At 61.6% G+C, this 13,341-nt stretch carries 14 protein-coding genes; 5 read left to right on the top strand and 9 right to left on the bottom strand.

Annotated features, from left to right (window positions below):
• Positions 1-46: 46 nt before the first annotated feature.
• The 3 genes from FHX15_RS16470 to FHX15_RS16460 are packed head-to-tail and all read right to left on the bottom strand — an operon-like array spanning position 47 to position 1,409.
• Positions 47-592 (bottom strand): DUF4865 family protein, encoded by a 546-nt coding sequence (locus FHX15_RS16470; protein WP_184398883.1) that lies wholly within the window; start codon positions 590-592, stop codon positions 47-49.
• Complete coding sequence (locus tag FHX15_RS16465; RefSeq protein WP_184398880.1) at positions 589-993, bottom strand: cupin domain-containing protein; 405 nt, start codon at positions 991-993, stop codon at positions 589-591. Before FHX15_RS16465 ends, FHX15_RS16470 begins: the two co-directional genes overlap by 4 nt.
• Positions 990-1,409 carry a tautomerase family protein gene (locus FHX15_RS16460; RefSeq protein WP_184398878.1) on the bottom strand — a complete coding sequence of 140 codons (420 nt, stop codon included), beginning with the start codon at positions 1,407-1,409 and terminating at the stop codon, positions 990-992. The genes FHX15_RS16465 and FHX15_RS16460 overlap by 4 nt, the downstream gene beginning before the upstream one ends.
• Before the next feature lie 105 nt (positions 1,410-1,514).
• Here FHX15_RS16460 and FHX15_RS16455 point away from each other — a divergent pair, with 105 nt between their 5' ends.
• Entirely contained in the window at positions 1,515-2,447 is a 933-nt protein-coding gene (locus FHX15_RS16455; protein ID WP_184398876.1) for a LysR substrate-binding domain-containing protein, read from the top strand.
• A gap of 226 nt (positions 2,448-2,673) precedes the next feature.
• Positions 2,674-3,480 (top strand): phytanoyl-CoA dioxygenase family protein, encoded by an 807-nt coding sequence (locus FHX15_RS16450; protein ID WP_184398874.1) that lies wholly within the window; start codon positions 2,674-2,676, stop codon positions 3,478-3,480.
• 425 nt (positions 3,481-3,905) lie between these two features.
• Here FHX15_RS16450 and FHX15_RS16445 read toward each other — a convergent pair whose 3' ends face one another.
• A complete protein-coding gene (locus tag FHX15_RS16445; protein ID WP_184398866.1) occupies positions 3,906-4,850 on the bottom strand; it encodes a GlxA family transcriptional regulator in 945 nt (314 codons plus the stop codon).
• Positions 4,851-4,980: 130 nt separating this feature from the next.
• On the opposite strand from FHX15_RS16445, the gene FHX15_RS16440 reads away from it, so the two are divergent.
• A complete protein-coding gene (locus FHX15_RS16440; RefSeq protein WP_184398864.1) occupies positions 4,981-5,778 on the top strand; it encodes an SDR family NAD(P)-dependent oxidoreductase in 798 nt (265 codons plus the stop codon).
• Between the two features lie 53 nt (positions 5,779-5,831).
• On the opposite strand, the gene FHX15_RS16435 is transcribed toward FHX15_RS16440, so the two are convergent.
• Together FHX15_RS16435 and FHX15_RS16430 are read right to left on the bottom strand one after the other, a co-directional pair.
• Complete coding sequence (locus tag FHX15_RS16435; protein WP_184398862.1) at positions 5,832-6,806, bottom strand: threonine/serine dehydratase; 975 nt, start codon at positions 6,804-6,806, stop codon at positions 5,832-5,834.
• A gap of 69 nt (positions 6,807-6,875) precedes the next feature.
• Positions 6,876-7,937 (bottom strand): AraC family transcriptional regulator, encoded by a 1,062-nt coding sequence (locus FHX15_RS16430; protein ID WP_184398860.1) that lies wholly within the window; start codon positions 7,935-7,937, stop codon positions 6,876-6,878.
• Positions 7,938-8,079: 142 nt separating this feature from the next.
• Here FHX15_RS16430 and FHX15_RS16425 point away from each other — a divergent pair, with 142 nt between their 5' ends.
• Positions 8,080-8,802: a hypothetical protein gene (locus FHX15_RS16425; protein WP_246778978.1), complete on the top strand. Its 723-nt coding sequence runs from the start codon at positions 8,080-8,082 to the stop codon at positions 8,800-8,802.
• A gap of 9 nt (positions 8,803-8,811) precedes the next feature.
• Here the strand turns inward: FHX15_RS16425 and ggt are convergent, their stop codons facing one another.
• Together ggt and FHX15_RS16415 are read right to left on the bottom strand one after the other, a co-directional pair.
• On the bottom strand, positions 8,812-10,554 hold the full coding sequence (gene ggt, locus FHX15_RS16420) for a gamma-glutamyltransferase (protein WP_184398858.1): 1,743 nt from the start codon (positions 10,552-10,554) through the stop codon (positions 8,812-8,814).
• A 62-nt stretch (positions 10,555-10,616) separates the two neighbouring features.
• Positions 10,617-11,471, bottom strand: a complete 855-nt coding sequence (locus tag FHX15_RS16415) for a helix-turn-helix transcriptional regulator (RefSeq protein ID WP_184398856.1) — start codon at positions 11,469-11,471, stop codon at positions 10,617-10,619.
• A gap of 114 nt (positions 11,472-11,585) precedes the next feature.
• Between FHX15_RS16415 and FHX15_RS16410 the strand changes: the two genes are divergently transcribed.
• Complete coding sequence (locus FHX15_RS16410) at positions 11,586-12,302, top strand: SDR family oxidoreductase (RefSeq protein WP_184398855.1); 717 nt, start codon at positions 11,586-11,588, stop codon at positions 12,300-12,302.
• Here FHX15_RS16410 and FHX15_RS16405 read toward each other — a convergent pair.
• A complete protein-coding gene (locus tag FHX15_RS16405; RefSeq protein WP_184398853.1) occupies positions 12,287-13,330 on the bottom strand; it encodes an alpha/beta fold hydrolase in 1,044 nt (347 codons plus the stop codon). The genes FHX15_RS16410 and FHX15_RS16405 overlap by 16 nt on opposite strands.
• Between the last annotated feature and the right edge of the window lie 11 nt (positions 13,331-13,341).

The raw sequence follows: 13,341 nt of genomic DNA, 5'->3' as shown, positions 1-13,341 counted from the left end.
CTCGCAAGAGGGGCGCTTTTTTGTTTTGCGATTTTGTCTGCCGGCTTCATCCGCGGGAGAGGTGGCCGACGCGATAGATCTGATTGCTGCCTGTGTTGGACGGAGCTTCCGCGTAGAGACCGAAGCGAACCATCGTCCAGTCATGCGGATCGAAGGCGGTGATGCGGGCAAATGCATCGCCTCCTTTTCGTTTGGACAAGCCGACCTCCTGAAGCTGGAGATCGGGCAGGGACGCATCTGGTGGGACGGTGAGATATTCGCTATCGGCGAGACGGACATTGCCAAGGTCCGGCGATACCTGCGCATGCCAGACGATCCAATGGCGGATGCGCGGTCGGCCAAAGGCGTCCGTCAGCGCGGCAAAGCCGGGACCGCAGATGAAATCGCTGGCGCCTTCCGGCTCTTTCCAGAGGTAGAAGGGCGCATAGAGATTTTCCCGACTGCCGAACTCGCCGCGACGAGCGCTGAGAAAGGCTTTGAAGGAGAGGTGGGAAAAGCCGTCCATCGCTGGACCCTTGTCACGGATGCGGCGATCGATGATCTCCATGTTGTAGTCGGCGGGCAGGGTGAAGGAATATTGCATGGCGATCATGATTGCGGTTCCCTTTCGTCGTCCCAGTCGACGTAGCGTCCGCGTTCCACGCTCTGGATGCTCAGATAGCTGAAGGGGCCGTCGGCAGTTGCCCCGTGCCGGTGAAGTTCGCCCGGAGCGAACCAGATCGCGTCACCCGTTCTGACCTCCTCGGATGGTTCGCCCTTGCGCTGGACGAGGCCAATGCCGGAGAGGACATAGAGAAGCTGGCCGCGCGGATGCGTATGCCAGTGCGTGACTGTGCCGGGATCAAGGGTTGCGCGCATGGCGGTGTTTTCGCCGTCGATCTGACTGTCGAGCAGCATTTCGACCCAGAAGGGTGCATTCGAAATGCTCTCGGGCGAGCGGACGGCGTTGCCCGGTCGGCAGATAGTCATCGTCTTCGGATTTGCCTCGCTCATGATGGAGTCCTCGCGGCGCGGGCCTTCCAGCCGGGTTCGGCCATCTGTGCAAGTCCGTCGCCGAAGGACCATTCATCCGGCTCGCTGGTCGAGATGACGATCATGACATCTTCAGGCCGCAGGCCGGGGGATTGTTGCAGCAGTTCGGCGGCTCGGCGGAAGAAGGCCTTGCGCATTTCGGTCGTGCGCGGCTTGCCCGTCGTGATCGAAATCAGCACGTAATCGTCCGAGCGCGGACCCGCGAGATAGTTGCGATCGAAGATCAGTTCGCCGGGCTCATGCTGGTGAATGATCTGAAAGCGATCGGCCGGCGGCACGTTGAAGGTCTCGACCATGGCCTTGTGGATATTTTCCGAAAGGGCGCGCAGATAGTCCGGCGATTTGCCTTTCAGAAGGGAGATACGGACGAAGGGCATCGGATGCCTCCTGTTGTTGTCTTGACAGGAGTAGCATGTCACGCCACGATGATGCATAAAATCAGAATTTTATGGACACATGATCCCGAAAATCAGGATTGTTGTATGCGCCGGATGACCTTTGATCTCGATGTGCTGAGAACATTCGCGACAGGCATAGATCTCGGCAATTTCGCCAAGGCGGCGGAGCGGTTGGGACGCTCGACGTCTGCCGTCAGCGCTCAGCTCAAGAAGCTTGAGGAGCAGGCGGGCACGGCGATCTTTCGCAAATCCGGGCGTGGGCTGGCGCTGACGGAGGCGGGGGAAACCATGCTTGCCTATGCGCGGCGGCTGCTGGAACTGAACGATGAGGCGGTAGCCGCCGTCCAAAGTATCGAACTGGAGGGGTGGGTGCGGCTCGGCCTGCAGGAGGATTTTGGCGAGAACCTGCTGCCGGATGTGCTTGGACGGTTTGCGCGGGCCCATCCGAAGGTGCGCATTGAAGCGCGTGTGGTGCGCAACGCCGAACTCTTAGAGCGGGTGACGACAGGTAAGCTCGACCTTGCCCTTGCCTGGAGCGTCGGCACACAGACGGCGCATTGCGAACATATAGCTGATGTGCCGATGCGCTGGATCGGTCCGGTAGCCGGTCTGCCGGCTTGGACGAAGGCAAGCGGCGAGCCGATGCCGCTCGCCTCGCTGGAAGCGCCGTGCCTCTTGAGAAATGCAGCGACAAAGGTGCTGGACGAAGCCGGTATTTCCTGGCGGCTCTCCTTCATCAGTCCGAGCCTCGGTGGCCTCTGGGCGGCGACCGCAGCGGGACTGGGCATTACGGTTCGCACGCCGATCGGCTTGCCGGCCAAGGTGCGGATGCTGATGCCTGATGAAGCCGGCCTGCCGGAACTGCCTGATCTGGGGCTCGTCCTGCATCGTGCGGAGGCCGAGTCGGATCCCGCAACGATGCGGCTGGCCGAGTTGGTGCTGCAATCCGTGCATGAGGCGGTGCGGGATGTATCCATTGCAGCCGATCCGGAGAAGATGCCGCGACGGGTCGGTTGAGGTGTTGACCCTCCAGGCGGAGGTCGCTACCTTCCTCTCGCTATGAGAATGATCGCTCTCAATATCGCTACGGTCTTCTTCTTGAGCCTCTAAGGCCTTGCCTTCAGGCACATGAAGATGCGGCCGCATGACCAGCCCATTGGCTGGCGCGTTGCGGTGGACCGTAACCACCCTGCGTCCGGCCAATGGACAATGCCGGCAGGGTCTGGCGATAGAGAGATTTTTCATGACATCCACCGATTACCCGCCGGCGCTCAGCGCCGTGCAGATCGAGCAATTCATCGAGGACGGCTTTGTGCGGATCGATGATGCTTTCTCCCGTGACGTGGCTGAGGAAGCCCGCGCCATCATGTGGCGGGACATTCCTTTCGCCGCCGATGATCCGAAGTCCTGGGTGCGGCCGGTCGTACGGCTTGCCGGCTATGGCGGCGGGCCGTTCAACGCGGCGGTCAATACGCCCGTGCTGCATTCGGCTTTCGATCAGCTTGTCGGTAAGGGACGCTGGGAGCCGCGTGACGGCCTTGGCAGCTTCCCTGTTCGCTTCCCGCATCCTGACGATCCCGGCGATGCCGGTTGGCATGTGGATCTGAGCTTTCCGGGCGAGGATGGAAACCCTGGCGAACAGCGAGATTTCTCCGCCTGGCGGGTGAACGTCACCTCGCGCGGACGGGCGCTGCTGATGCTCTTCCTGTTCTCCGATGTTGGCGAAGAAGACGCGCCGACGCGTATCCGGGTCGGGTCGCACAAGGACATCGCAAGGCTGCTGGAGCCGGCCGGCGAAGCGGGCATGGCGCATCTGTGGCTGGAGCATGTCGGCGAGGACAGGCCGCTTGCTCTGGCAACGGGCCAGGCGGGCACGGTGTACCTGTGCCATCCTTTCCTCGTTCATGCCGCGCAGATGCACCGTGGCAAGGAACCGCGCTTCATGGCGCAGCCGGGCCTTGCGCCTTCCGAGCCGCTGAAGCTTGTGCGTGAGGATGGCGCCTACTCGCCTGTCGAAATCGCCATCCGAAGGGCGCTTCAGCAAGGTTGAGGCCCATCGAAAAACCGACGCACGGCTCTGCGCGGTATGACGGATGTGGCGGAGGTTGCTCCCCATCGGAACCTCCGCCACTTCAGGGAACCTCCGCCACAAGACGCCGGGCTTCAAGAACGGGACGCCGTTTTCGCGTCGAAACGGACGCTCGGCCCTCTCAGTGGAGGAGGTTCACCTCAAGCGGCGGAGGTTCGGAGGAGGTTACCTCCGCCAGTCCAAGTCGTTGATAGATATGGATAAAAGTCGTGTGGAGGAGGTGGCGGAGGTTATTTGGTCAAACTAGCCGGAAGTCGCTCATGCCGGCGCATATCGAGCGGGTACAGCAACGCTTGCGGCTAGTCTTGGAAAACGCGTTTTAACCGCCGCCACCTCCGCCACCCCCGCCGCGGCCGGAAAGGATGCATCCAAATTCGCCGGTTACCTCACGCCTGAATTTCCTGCTGCGCCGCCCGGCGGATTGCCTGCGGCGGCTGACCGAAGGCCCGCAGGAAGGCGCGGCGCATGCGCTCGCGATCGGCAAAGCCGGTCTCGCGGGCGACTGTATCGATCGGATGGCGGCCCTGCTCCATCATCAGGCGGGCCGCTTCCAGGCGCAGGTTCTCGACGGCTTTTGCCGGCGACTGGCCCGTTTCGGCCCGAAAGGCGCGGCTGAACTGACGGGGACTCAGATGCGCGGCCTCGGCCAGCTCTTCGACTGAAAGCGTGGATTTCAGATTGCTGCGTGCATGGGCGAGCGCCTTCTGGATACGATCCGATTTCGGCTCCAGTTCAAGAAGGGCGGAAAATTGCGACTGGCCGCCGGCGCGGCGATGATAGACGACGAGCATGCGGGCGACGGCGCGGGCGATTTCCAGTCCGTGATCTTTCTCGACCATCGCCAGAGCCAGATCGACACCCGCCGTCATGCCCGCCGAGGTCCAGACGGAACCGTCGATGATGTAGATGCGGTCCTCTTCCATCCTGATTTCGGGGTAGCGGCTCTGCAGTTCGCGGGCGAGATACCAGTGGGTCGTGGCGCGGCGGCCATCAAGGATGCCGGCATCGGCGAGCAGGAAAGCGCCGGTGCAGATCGATGCAAGGCGACGGGTGGCGGCAAGTGCGGCGCGAATGAACTTTGCTTCCGCCTCGTTGGGAAGCTTGATGTCGGGCGCACCCGTAACGATCAGCGTGTCGAAAGCGGGATCGCCGAAAGCCTCTGTCTCGACGATCATTCCGAGAGAATTGGCGATGGGGCCGCCGGTCTCCGAGAGATAATGGATGTCGTAGACCTTTTCGCCGATCTCGAGATTGGTGAATTCGAAGGCCGAGGCGGCAGCGAGGCTCATGATCTGGAAGCCGGGAAAGAGCAGGAAACCGATTTGCTGCATCGTCATCATGTCCTGAAAAGTTGATGTCCTAAAAGGTGGTATATATGACATTCAGGACGTGAGCAATCGGGCGTAAAACTCTCCTCAAGCGCAAGGCAATCAGGCCGGCGCACCAGATGGAGAAACGATCATGGTACAGGAACATAAGGGTACGGCGCTGGTTACGGGCGCCTCTTCGGGCATTGGCGCGATCTATGCCCACCGGCTGGCGAAGCAGGGCTACAATCTCATCCTCGTCGCCCGCAACGGTGATCGGCTGAAGGCGCTGGCAAGCCGGCTGAGCGATGAGACGGGCCGGACCGTCGAGACGCTGTCCGCCGATCTCGGTAAGCAGGACGATCTTGCCAGGGTCGAGAAGGTGCTGAAGGAAGATCGGAGCATCACCATGCTCGTCAACAATGCCGGCTTCGGCGGCACGGCGCCGCTGCTCGCCTCCGACGTCGACAGGATGCAGGAAATGATCGAGCTCAACGTGACGGCGTTGACGCGGCTGACCTATGCGGCGGTGCCAGGCCTCGTTACCCGCGGTGGCGGTACAATCATCAATATCGCGTCAATCGTGGCAATCGCACCCGAAGTGCTGAACGGTGTCTATGGCGGGAGCAAAGCCTTCGTGCTTGCCTTCAGCCAGTCATTGAAGCACGAGCTCGCCGATAAGAATATCCGCGTCCAGGTCGTATTGCCGGGTGCCACGGCTACCGAATTCTGGGGCATTGCCGGCACGCCGGTCGAGCACCTGCCTGGCGAGATCGTCATGTCGGCGGAAAACATGGTCGACGCGTCGCTGGCGGGTCTTGCCGAGGGTGAATTTGCAACGGTCCCGGCGCTTGAAGATGCCGGCCTGCTCGCCGCTTATGAGCAGGCCCGTCAGGCGCTGATGCCGAACTTGTCGCGTTCCGTGCCGGCTCCGCGTTACAAGATTGCCTGACGGCCGACAGCCATGAATGGGATCGTCCGCGGCGCCCGCCGCGGACGTTTTCGTCAGCCGAAGCGCTCCAGCGCTTTGGTGAACACATCGGCGTCGATGTTGCCGCCCGAGGTGACGACGACTGCCGTATCGCTGTTCAGCTGGTCACCATGGAAAAGCGCTGCGGCAAGGGCAACGGCTCCGCCGGGCTCGACGACGATCTTGAGGCGGGTGAAGGCAAGGGCGACGGCGCGCAGTGCCTCATCATCCGTCACGACGATACCCTGTCCGGCAAGACGCTTCAGGATCGGGAAGGTGATGTTGCCGGGCTGCGGCGTGATGATCGCATCGCAGATCGAACCGGTCATAGCGGCATTGCGTTCGATCTTGCCTGAGGCAAGCGAACGCGTGGTGTCGTCGAAATTTTCCGGCTCGCAGGGACGGACGCGGAAGCCCGGCGCACTTGCTTCCAGTGCCAGGGCGATGCCCGAACTCAGGCCGCCGCCGCCGCAGGGAACGAGGACTTCCGCATTCCTTACGCCTTCTTCTTCCGTCTGCTCGGCGATTTCCAGCCCGGTCGTGCCCTGGCCAGCGATAACCAGCGGCTCGTCGAAGGGTTTGATCAGCGTCAGGCCGCGTCCGGCCGAAAGCTTCGCGCCCATTTCGTCGCGGTCTTCATTGGCACGATCGTAGAGCACCACTTCTGCGCCGAAGGCGCGGGTGTTGGCGATCTTCAGCTTGGGCGCATCGCTCGGCATGATGATGACGCAGGGGATGCCGTGCATACGGGCGGCAAGCGCCACACCCTGGGCATGATTGCCGGAGGAGAAGGCGATGACGCCCTTTTTGCGCAGTTCCGGATCGATACCCGAGACGGCCGACCAGCCGCCACGGAACTTGAAGGAGCCGGAATGCTGCAGGCATTCGGCCTTTACGAACAGCCGACGGCCGGCGATTTCATCGAGGAAGGGAGAGGAGAGAAGCGGCGTGCGCCGCGCATGTCCGCGCAGGCGGGCCCTGGCGGCAACGATCATTTCAATGGAAGCCATGGGAATCTCTTCTGCTTTAATGCCGCTCATGCATAGAGCGCACATCCTCGCTTGTGAACGGCGACTTTGTCACGGTGACATGAATATGACATTGGACGCCGCGCCACCCGATTCCCGCAGGACGCGCCGTTTTCTGAACTGTGTCGGGCTTTCGCCGTTCACGCGCGCAAATTCGCGATTGAAGTTCGATTTGCTGATGAAGCCGGCGTCGAACATCACCTGCGTTATCGGATGATCGGTGCCGACCAGTTGCTCGCAGGCGGCGCGGATGCGGAAGTCGTTCACATATTGCGAGACGCTCATGCCGTGGATGCGGTTGACGGCCGCGGAGACGCGCCGCGCCGGCAGGTTCATCCTGCGCGCGATGCGAGTCAGATTGAGTTCGGGATCGCGGTAGAGCTGACGAGCGCGCATCAATGTGTCGAGGGCCGCAGCGACCGCTCCGTCTTCCTCCGTTGCCGGTGGTGGCGGAGGCGGCTCCACGGATGTCATTTCGACCGTGCTACCGCTGCTTGCCACCGAAGCGGCGGTGCCGAGGATCAAGAGCGCGATGACGTTACCGAGTGCGACGATGACGCCCGCATGGATGCCGCCTGTCCTGGTGAAATCGAAGCTAATGATGACATCGGTGATGGCGGAGGCGATGAGGGCGAAGCCGGTGATCTGCAGCGAACGATAGGAAAGCACGGCACCATCGAGCCGGGAGGCGACGAGCGTGTCCGGGCCGTGCCGGGCAAGCCAGACCAGTGCGGCGCCATAGCCGAAGAAGATCAGGATAATGGCGAGGCTAATCGGCTCCGGGTAGAGTACTATGAAGATGGCGATTGTAGCGGTCGGCAGAAGGTGCGGCCAGAAACGGGAAAGAGTGGGTTGCTCCTCCTCGGTCAACCCCTTGAAGCAGACCCAGGCAAGAGCCGCAATTGTTGTCGCGATCAACGATTGGATCGTCATAATCTCGATGACGTCGTAACCCCAGCGGATGCCGATCACTATGGACTGCAGCGTGTAGAGGCCGATCAGCAGCAGGAAAGGCCGCCGTTCGGCGAGTGACCCGTCCCCTTGCCGCAGCATGCGGATAAGCACGATGGCAAGCAGCAGAGCCACGACGAAGGGCAGGGGAACGAAGATCATCGGCGATATCCGAACTGCAACAATGAAACAATGATCTCAGAATGAACCCGATTGCGTTCGCGGTCGACCCGGATCGTGATCGAGGTCTCGAAATGAGCCTGAAAATCCATCCTGACGGTGTCCTCGATAGGAGGTCGCAATCATGAACGGATTTCCGATGGCTATTCTTCTCGTCATGCCGGTGCTTCTGGCAGCCTCCGTTTCCGCATTGCCGGATAAGGTGTCGACCACTGCAACTCCCGACCTTTCCGGCGTACGGGCCGTCGCCATCAGCGGCGATGCCAGCTCGATCAGCATCACCACGCGAAGCGACTTGCCTTATGGGGCGTCACTCAGTGGGCGACGCAAGGGCTGGTTCTCATCTTGGTACTCGAGCTGGTACTTCGCCGATTGCCGTGACAACAGCGACATGCGTGTCGACGGCGCGGTTCTGCATATCGATATCGCCGCATCGTCCTGGCTGGACCCGTCCGACTGCGTGATCGAGGTCAATGCCAATGTGCCTGCCGGTGCGGCCCTCAGGATCGATCAGAGCGCCTTCACGGCAAGGCTCGATGGCCGTTTCTCCGATCTCGCCATTGGCGGAAAAGCAGCTGACGTGACCTTTGACGGCCATGCCAGCGGCATCGATATCCGCGCCGATGCCGTGCGGGCTTCCCTCGATTTCGACAGGGTCGAAACGGACGAAAGAGTATCGATCCGTGCTCGCGCACTCGATGCTTATCTCGGGTTCGGAGAGAATGTACCGATAGACTACCGGGTGACGGCAAAAGCTTCCTGGGTCGATGCCCGGCGGCCGAGCGTGCCGGGCGCTATGCCGCGCGTCGAGATCGACGGGGATTTCGTTCGGGTGAGAATCCGCTGAGGCGATTGCTCAATAGCCGCTGGCGGAGCCTTCAATTGCGCGACTGTCCATCGCGCCGTTGTAACGGGCGCCGTCGCCCTTCTCGATCGCAGCAAGGCTCTTGCCGCCGACGAGAATACCGGCCGCCTGACCCCAGACGGGCGTATTATTGCCGCCGTCGAACTTGTAGCCGATGGCGGCCAGCGCCTTTTCGGTATCCGGCGAGAGGGCGTAGGGCTCCAGGTACACTGTGTCCGGCTGCCACTGATGATGAATGCGCGGAGCATTGACCGCCTGGCTGATGTCCATGCCGAAATCAACGACATTCAGGATCGCTTCCAGTGTGATGGTGATGATGCGGGAGCCGCCGGGGCTCCCGATCACCATGAATGGCTTGCCGTCCTTGGTGACGATCGTCGGGCTCATGGAAGAAAGCGGTGTCTTCTTCGGGGCGATGGCATTAGCCTCACCCTGGACAAGGCCGTAGAGGTTCGGCACGCCCGGCTTGGACGTAAAATCATCCATCTCGTTGTTCAGCAGCACGCCGGTGCCGGGTGCGACGACGCCGGCGCCGAAGGAGCCGTTCAGCGTATAGGTCACGGCAACTGCATTGCCCTCATCATCAATGATTGAATAATGCGTCGTCTCGGTGCTTTCCTTGCCGCCGAGCGGCTTCAGATTGGCGGACGTGCCGGCCCTGTACGGATCGATCTTGGCACGAATTGATGCTGCATAACTTCTGTCCAGCAGTTTGGAGACGGGATTGTCGATGAAGTCGGGGTCGCCGAGGGCGGCGTTGCGGTCCACATAGGCATAACGCATGGCCTCGACCATGATGTGCACGGCTTCGGCAGATCCATAGCCGAGATAGGAAAGCGGATAGCCTTCGAGGACGTTCAAGATCTCGCAGATGATGACGCCGCCGGAGGAGGGTGGCGGCGAGGAAATGATGTCATAGCCGCGGTAATTGCACTCGATCGGCTTCAGTTCCCGCACCTGGTATTGCTCGAAATCCTCCTTGGCGAGAACGCCGCCCTTGGCCTGACTGGCCTTGACGATCGCATCGGCCGGTGCCCCCTTGTAGAAGGCGTCGGGGCCTTTTTCTGAGATCGATTGCAGGACGGCGGCCAGATCCGGCTGCACCAGTTTTTCACCGGACGCATAGGGGCTGCCGCCGGCCTTCAGGAAGATTTTTGCGGCCTCTTCGTCCTTGGCGAGCCGTTTGGCGCCACTCGCGAAGGAAGCTGCATCGCCTTGCTCCAAGGTGAAGCCCTCCTTGGCATATTTTAAGGCCGGAGCGATCAGCTCTTCACGCTTCCTGGTGCCGTATTTCTCGCGGGCCGTTTCGAAGCCCATGACCGAACCCGGCGTGCCGACGGCCAGATAACCATCGAGGCTGGCGCGCGGAACGATGTCGCCTTTGGCATCGAGATACATGGTCTTGGTGGCGGCAAGCGGCGCGCGTTCACGGAAATCAAGGAAGGTCGTTTTTCCATCCTTCATCCGGATCGTCATGAACCCACCGCCGCCGAGATTGCCGGCTGTCGGATAGACGACGGCCAGGGCATAACCGACGGCGACCGCGGCATCGACAGCATTGCCGCCGTTCTTTAACACATCGACGCCGACATCGGTTGCCAGATGCTGGGCAGTTACGACCATGCCGTGCTCGGCTTCGACAGGTGCCGGCGAGGCGGCAAAAGCCTGCAACGGCGCGAGGCAAAGCGAGATGGCGGCGAGAACGGCGATGGATTGTCTGGGACGGCGGTCCATGAATTTTCCCTCGAAGGACGGCGATGGGAAAGATATGGCGTCACTTCCACGGCAGACAATGATCAGGCGAGAAGCTCGGCGAGTTTCCTGTTTGTGTCGTGTTCGTCGAGAGGCGTGTAGACGATCAGCTTCATGTCCGGTTGGCTCATCAGCGCAAGGCCCGTATGTTCGAAGGACATCAGGCCTTTGACCGGATGGTTCAGGCGTTTCACGCCGGTGAGCGGGGCGACGATCTCATGGCGCGGCCACCAGTCGCGGAATTCCGGACTTTGCTGCTTCAGCAGGCCGATGAGCCGCTCGAAGTCAGGGTCGCCGGCATAACGGGCGCTGTCGGCACGGAACATGGCGAGCGAAACGCGGGCAACCGCCTCCCAGTCGACCAGCAGGTTGCGGTGAAAGTCATCGGCAAAGAGCCGGTGCATGGTGTTGCGTTCGTCTGGGCCTAGCCGGTCATAACCGCCGAACAGCAAGTCTGCCGCGCGGTTCCAGGCGAGCACATCCCAGCGGCGACCCAGCACGTAAGCGGGCTGATGGGTCAGATTGTCCAGCATCCGGCGAAGCGGTTCATCGACGAGTTCCGGTGTGGAGGAAAACGGCTGCGGCGACTGGCGGCTGTTCAGCGTGAAGAGGTGCTGGCGTTCGGCCTCATCAAGACGAAGCGCATCTGCCAGCGCATTCAGTACTTGCGGGGAGGGGCGGATGTCGCGTCCCTGCTCCAGCCAGGTGTACCAAGTCGTGCCGACACCGGCGATCATGGCGAGTTCTTCGCGCCTGAGCCCCGGAGTGCGGCGGCGGAACCCGTCAGGCAGGCCGACATCGCCCGGACGCAGACGCTCACGACGGGAACGCAGGAAGGCCGCGAACTCGCGGCGGCGGGCATCGAACGTATCCAGTTTCTGATCCATGGCGACGATCATATCAGTATCGATACCAGGATAAAATTGGGCCTGTTTGCGATTTTTGAACTCCGCAAGATGAGAGCGTCCCCGACAAAACAAGTCGGGAGCCAGATCATTCAAGGGAGTATTCTCATGTCATTACAGCATGCAGTCGTTATCGGCGGCTCTTCGGGTATCGGCCTCGCGACGGTCAAACTGCTTCTGGAACAGGGATTTCGCGTCACCATCGCTGCGCGGGACGAGGCGAAGCTCAAGGCGTCGGCTGACAATCTTTCCGGCGAGATCGCGACGATTGCTATCGATGCCCGAGATCCCGCCGCGGTGAGGCAGGCTTTCGAAAGTCTCGGATCGTTCGATCATCTGGTGCTGGCGCTGGGCAGCGGCCACGGAGCCGGCCCCTTCTCAACGCTCGATATGGCCGATCTGCTGGCGGGTTTCCAGACGAAGCTGATCCCTCAAGCGGCAGCGGCGCAGGTGGCTCTGCCTTTTCTGAAGCCGAAGGGCAGCATCACTTTCGTTTCCGCCGTCAGCGCGCAGGCCGCCATGCCAGGAACTGCTGGTCTGGCCGCCGTCAATGCCGGTATCGAGGCGATGGTGCGGGTGCTCGCGGCCGAACTGAAGCCATTGCGCGTGAACGGCGTTTCGCCCGGTGTGATCGACACGCCGTGGTGGGATTTCTTGGCCGCCGAACAACGTCAGGCCGTCTTTCAGGATTTTGCCGGGCGCACGCCGGTCGGCCGTATCGGCCAGCCGGATGATGTCGCCAAGGCCGTGGCGTTTCTGATCTCAAACGGTTTCATGAGCGGTCATGTCCTGACCTGCGACGGCGGCATTCACCTTGCGGCTTGAGCGCGCCAGCCAATATCGTCAACGGGGCGAGTGACAAGGCCGGCGAGCCGCTCTTCTGCCTTGCGGGCGATCGCTGCAAGGTCGCGCGGCTGACCGGCAATCTTCTCGATGGCGGCGATGGCGACATCGGTTGCAAGATAATCAGGCTTATGGCCTACGCCTCTGACGGTGATGAGTTCCGATCCGCTTATATCCCTGGCCAATCCACGCGAATGCAGATGCTCCCAGACGATCTCGTCCCTGTCGCCGGTGATGATGACAGTCGGCGCTGAGATCCCGGAATAATGCGGCGCGTTGGCCCTCAGATATTCATGGAGCCGTTTGAAGTCGGTAGCGTTGTTGAAAAAGGCGCGCGGCCGCAGCACCAGCGACGGGCCGGTCTTGGCGATATAATCAAGGGGCCGGGGATTGGGATGGAAGACATTCAGCGTGCCGCGTTCCAGCCGCCGCAGGCCGAGGGGCACGACGAGCGCATGATTGAAGAGCCAGCCGACAACCGGTGTTGTCGCGACATGATAATACCAGTCGATGCCGCCTGGCCATGGATGGGAGGCCGGCGCGAGGAATAGCAGGCCGGCTGTCTTGTCGGGATGGCGGACGCCGAAGGCTGCGGCGATCGCGCCGCCGAAGGAATGGCCGATGATAACAGCCTTTTCGATGCCGCGCCTTTCCATCAGTTTGGCAATGGCGTCGGCCTGGCCTGAGGGCAGCGCGTTTTCCGGCCCGCCACGTTCCGAGTAGCCGTGACCGGGTCGATCGACGAAGAGCATCTCGGCGCGTCCCTCCAGTGGTTCGCGGAAGGCGCCGGTCTGGTCGAGCAAATTGCCGCTTGCTCCGTGAATAAAGACCAGGGGCGGAAGATCGGCGGTCTCGGGGCGCGGAACATGCAAGGCGTTCATGCGATACCCGCCAATATCGGTCAGTTCTCCGATATTGGGATAGGCATGCTCGAATTGGCGAGCCTTGTAGGAGGAATAGCCGATGGCCGCAACAATGGGAGCTAGGAGGGCAGAGACTTCGGCAAGCATGGCTTCAACTG

The sequence above is a fragment of the Rhizobium sp. BK650 genome (assembly GCF_014195325.1).
In the GTDB taxonomy this organism is placed as follows: domain Bacteria; phylum Pseudomonadota; class Alphaproteobacteria; order Rhizobiales; family Rhizobiaceae; genus Rhizobium.
Note: the sequence above shows the minus strand (reverse complement) of the source record. Positions and strands in the feature narration are given on the sequence as shown.